The sequence below is a fragment of the Kitasatospora sp. NPDC059803 genome, from assembly GCF_042732255.1.
GTDB lineage: Bacteria > Actinomycetota > Actinomycetes > Streptomycetales > Streptomycetaceae > Kitasatospora.
Genome location: NZ_JBHWIJ010000237.1, coordinates 9,629 through 13,663 on the forward strand (window position 1 = coordinate 9,629; position 4,035 = coordinate 13,663).

The window sequence follows — 4,035 nt, forward strand, 5'->3', positions numbered from 1 at the left end:
GGGGGGGGGGCGGGGGGGGGGGCCGGGGGGGGCCCGCCGGCGCGGGGGGGGGGGGGCGGGCGCGGGGGGCGGGGCCCGGGCGCGGGGGGGGGGGGGGGGGGGGCGCCCCCCCCCGCGGCCATGGCCCTCGTACCGCGACCGGTCCCGGCCTCCGGGGTCGCGTGGGGCGTCGTCTTCGCGTCTTTGATGATGACCCTGCCCTGGCTGGTGGGCACCGCGCTGAGAGAGCAGCGGTCGTACGCGGAACTCGCCGCCCGGCAGGCCGTGACGGACGAGCGCCTGCGGATCGCCCGCGAACTCCACGACGTGGTGGCCCATCATCTGACTGTCATCGCGGTACGGGCCGAGGTGGCCCGTGCGGTGGCCTCCACCAACCCGCAGGAGGCCGAGCGGACCCTCGCACTGGTCGGGACGGCGGGCCGGACGGCGCTCACCGAGATGCGCCGCATGCTCGGCGTTCTGCGATCACCCGATGACGGAGCCGAGTTGGGGTCCGCCCCCGGTCTGGCGGACCTGCCCGCGCTCGCGGCCGGCGCGGGCCCGCGCGTGGAGCTGTCCGTCGACCCGGATCCACCGCTCCCCCCGGGTGTGGAACTGGCGGTCTACCGGATCGTTCAGGAAGCCCTCACCAATGTCGTCAGGCACGCGGGATCGCCGGACTGCCGGGTGAAGCTGTCCCGGATGGGTCCCGAGGCGGTCGAGATCGAGGTCGTCAACGACGCGCCGTCCCGGCTCCCGTCCCGGCGTCCTGGCGGCGGGCACGGACTCATCGGGATGCGGGAGCGGGCGGCCATGTGCGGCGGGACCCTATCCGCCGGCCCCCTGGCGACGGGCGGATTCCGGGTGCATGCGCGGCTGCCCTGCGGATCGGAGGCAGCACGGTGAACCGGCCGGTCCAGGTTCTGATCGCCGATGACCAGGCGCTGTTGCGGGCGGGCTTCCGCCTGCTCATCGAGAGCGTGCCGGACCTCACCGTCGCGGGCGAGGCCGTCAGCGGCGAGCAGGCCGTCGAACTCGCCCTGCGGCTGCGGCCCGACGTCGTGTTGATGGACATCCGGATGCCGGGCATGGACGGTCTGGAGGCCACCCGGCGCATCTGCGCGGACCCGGACGCCGTCGGCACCCGTGTGCTGGTCCTCACCACGTTCGACCTGGACGAGTACGTGTACGCGGCACTCCGCGGCGGAGCCAGCGGATTCATCCTGAAGGACATCCTCCCCGCCGACCTGCTGACAGCCCTGCGGGTGGTCGCCTCCGGCGACGCCCTGCTCGCGCCCGCGGTCACCCGCCGTCTGATCCGCGAGTTCGCCGGACGCCACGAGCCGCGCCCGCGACTCGCCCGGGAGCTAGCGGGTGTGACCCCACGGGAACGGGAAGTCCTCCGATTGGTGGCCCGGGGACTGCCCAACCACGTGATCGCCGAGCATCTGGGGCTGAGCATCGCGACCGTCAAGACACACGTCCGGCGGCTGCTGGCCAAGCTCCACGCCCATGACCGGGCCCAGATGGTCGTCATCGCCTATGAGACAGGCATGGTCACCGTAGGTGGGAACCTCCCGTCCACAGGCTGACGCCTCACCGGCTGGGATGGTGGACCTGAAGGGGACTTCCCCGGTGGTGCGTAGACTCCGTTCACGGCTTCCGCGACTTCGACGACCGCAACCTGCTGGGCTTCGTCGACGGCACCGAGAACCCGGAGGGCGGGGCGGCGACTGGGGACAGCTCACCGGCCGCCGGGCCGAAGCCCGTGCCACCGGACGCGGCGCGTACCGCCCCGTACCGCTGGGCTGTGGCTGCCCACCGGGGGTGGCAGCGTCACCACCACCGCTCCTGGCACCGCAGTCACCGGGGAGCGGCAGGACGTTGTTGCCGCTTCCGGGTAGCGGCAGAACAGGAACCCGTCCGCACCGCCGGCCTGCGGCTGCCGGGTGGCCCACCACCGTTGCGTCGGCGGACAGGGCTGGTGCGACGCCGGTGCCGGGGCCCGCCCGGCCGGACTGCGGCCGGGCGGGTGCGTAGCCGGCGGGCTGGGGTCAGCGCGCGAGGACGAAGCCCTCGAAGTCCTCGTCGACGAACGCCGCCGGCTCGCCGCCCTCCCACAACGCCCCTCCGCCTGGGTGGAAGTCGAGACCGGCCAGACCTTCGCCGATGCCTGGACCCAAGCCGACCAGGAAAGGCGCCGCCAACTCCTCCTCGGCCTCAAGGCCCGCCTCTACATGACACCCACCATCGAAGGCTGGTACCTGCCCGCCGAACTCCAAGCACGAGTACCGAAGCTGGAGCGCACTGGAAGGTCGGCGTAGATCGCGAAGCGGACGAGCAACTGGCGGCCGTCATCGACAGATTCGACGGGCCGCTTCCGTGCGGGGGAGCGGCTACGGCGCTAGCCTCTACCGTCGGCTGCTGGTAGCACCGCCGTGGATGCCCTCGACCACGAGTGGGCCACCCTGACACTCCGAAGTGGCCACCCTCCGGGCCACCGGATTGGCTGCCTCCGATGCCGTCGACCACGGCCTCGGCTACAGCTCTCCCCAACAAGCCGAAGATAAGCGATAAGTTGGTCGAGCGTCGGGCACTGTAGTCATCGAGGAGTTGGCCACGATCAAGCCCGGATCTGCCGAACCATCCAACCGAGGAGTCCTGGGCTGGCAGGATGGCCGGACCGGTAGTTGACGCCGGTGCTGGACGAGGAGCATGTGTGGGACCGCATGTGATCAACGATCGCTTCCTACTGGTGGGAGACAGCGCGCGCAGCGGCGGTCTGTCGAAGGTGTGAAAGGCCGTCGACACGGCAAATAGCGACAGTGACAGGCAGTTCGCGGCGATCAAGTTACTCAAGCGGCGCGACGACGAAATCATCAAGGTCTTCCTGGAACGGGAGACCGCCGCACTCAAAGCTGTCGAGCACCCTCATATCGTGCGGATGCTGGAGTCGGGCTGGGACCCGGTTCTGGAGCGGTACTACATCGCCCTGGAGTGGGTGGAGCGCAGCCTGAAGGACGATCTACAGGCTCGTCGGCTGGGACGCCTACTTCGAGAAGATCGTGTCACCACCTTGTAACAGTCAGCGATGATCAAGGAGCGGCACAGGATCGGGCCCACCGGCCGGGACCGCGCGGCGAAACCCCGGACGGGCATCGCTCCGGGTGAGAGGTTCACCTGTTCGGCTCAGCGAGGATGACGGCCAGGAGACGGCGCCCGGAGACCCTCCTACCGTTGGACCCCGGGAGGCTGCATCCCCGCGGAGCCCGGCCGAGGACCTCTCGCCCGTCGGCCACCGCTCACGCCGAACCCGGCAGTCGACTTCCACCGTGACCACGCAGGGTCCGGGTCGAAGGAGATGAAGGACATGAACACCACACGCACCGCCCGCACGCCCGCGACACCCGCACTGAACGGGTGCCGGACATCACGCCACCGCCGTCGGGCACGGATCGGGCTCGCCGCGACCGCCACGGCCCTGTCGCTGCTGCCGATCGCCCCGTCCACCGCCAGCGCGGCACCCCATCTCCCGCTCACACAGATCGTGCGGGAGGCCAAGGTGAAGGCGCAGCAGGAGCACCCCGGCTCGCAGTTCTACGACGCGGACGCCGTCCTGCTGACACCCACGACCAACCCCAATGACGTCCAGGCCTGGTGGATCCGCTTCCGGGCCAAGAACTCGGAGCCGTCCTTCGAGTACAAGTACTCGACCACCGGTCAGTACCAGAGCACGCAGCCGTGGAGCGTCCCGATCGGGATCCAGGCCATCTCCCCGTTCACCATGACGGAGGTCCAGGCCCACGATCTGGCCGTCAAGGCCGGGCACACCGGCGCGTTCAAGCCCCTGTACCTCAATGAGCCCGTCGTGCAGAACCCGCATCCCACCTACTACTTCTGCATTCCCAGCGAGGGCAGGACGGTGGCGGTGGACACCGTGACGGGCCACGTCACCACGCCGTGGTCGTGCTAGTGACCACGGTGTGAACCCTGTTCGGTGGCCGTCACCCAGCGGGGGTGACGGCCATCGGCGGCTGGCGACCCTTGCCCTCCGCC

At 70.6% G+C, this 4,035-nt stretch carries 4 protein-coding genes and 1 pseudogene; all 5 read left to right on the forward strand.

What is annotated here, in order from left to right; genetic code table 11:
- Positions 1 to 120 precede the first annotated feature (120 nt).
- Positions 121 to 885, forward strand: coding sequence for a sensor histidine kinase (locus ACFV6I_RS29455; protein WP_380428550.1), 765 nt, complete (start codon positions 121 to 123; stop codon positions 883 to 885).
- The gene (locus ACFV6I_RS29460) at positions 882 to 1,571 is read left to right on the forward strand and encodes a response regulator (RefSeq protein WP_380428551.1); all 690 of its coding nucleotides are present in this window, start codon (positions 882 to 884) and stop codon (positions 1,569 to 1,571) included. Before ACFV6I_RS29455 ends, ACFV6I_RS29460 begins: the two co-directional genes overlap by 4 nt.
- 53 nt (positions 1,572 to 1,624) lie before the next feature.
- A pseudogene (locus ACFV6I_RS29465) lies at positions 1,625 to 1,729 on the forward strand (peroxidase); the annotation flags it as partial.
- A gap of 199 nt (positions 1,730 to 1,928) precedes the next feature.
- Complete coding sequence (locus ACFV6I_RS29470; RefSeq protein WP_380428553.1) at positions 1,929 to 2,303, forward strand: hypothetical protein; 375 nt, start codon at positions 1,929 to 1,931, stop codon at positions 2,301 to 2,303.
- Positions 2,304 to 3,349: 1,046 nt separating this feature from the next.
- Complete coding sequence (locus tag ACFV6I_RS29475) at positions 3,350 to 3,952, forward strand: hypothetical protein (protein WP_380428555.1); 603 nt, start codon at positions 3,350 to 3,352, stop codon at positions 3,950 to 3,952.
- Positions 3,953 to 4,035: the final 83 nt, after the last annotated feature.

Bases quoted from the DNA above. Each gene is read 5' to 3' on its own strand.
- ACFV6I_RS29455 (WP_380428550.1), top strand. From the start codon at position 121: ATGGCCCTCGTACCGCGACCGGTCCCGGCCTCCGGGGTCGCGTGGGGC.
- ACFV6I_RS29475 (WP_380428555.1), top strand. From the start codon at position 3,350: ATGAACACCACACGCACCGCCCGCACGCCCGCGACACCCGCACTGAAC.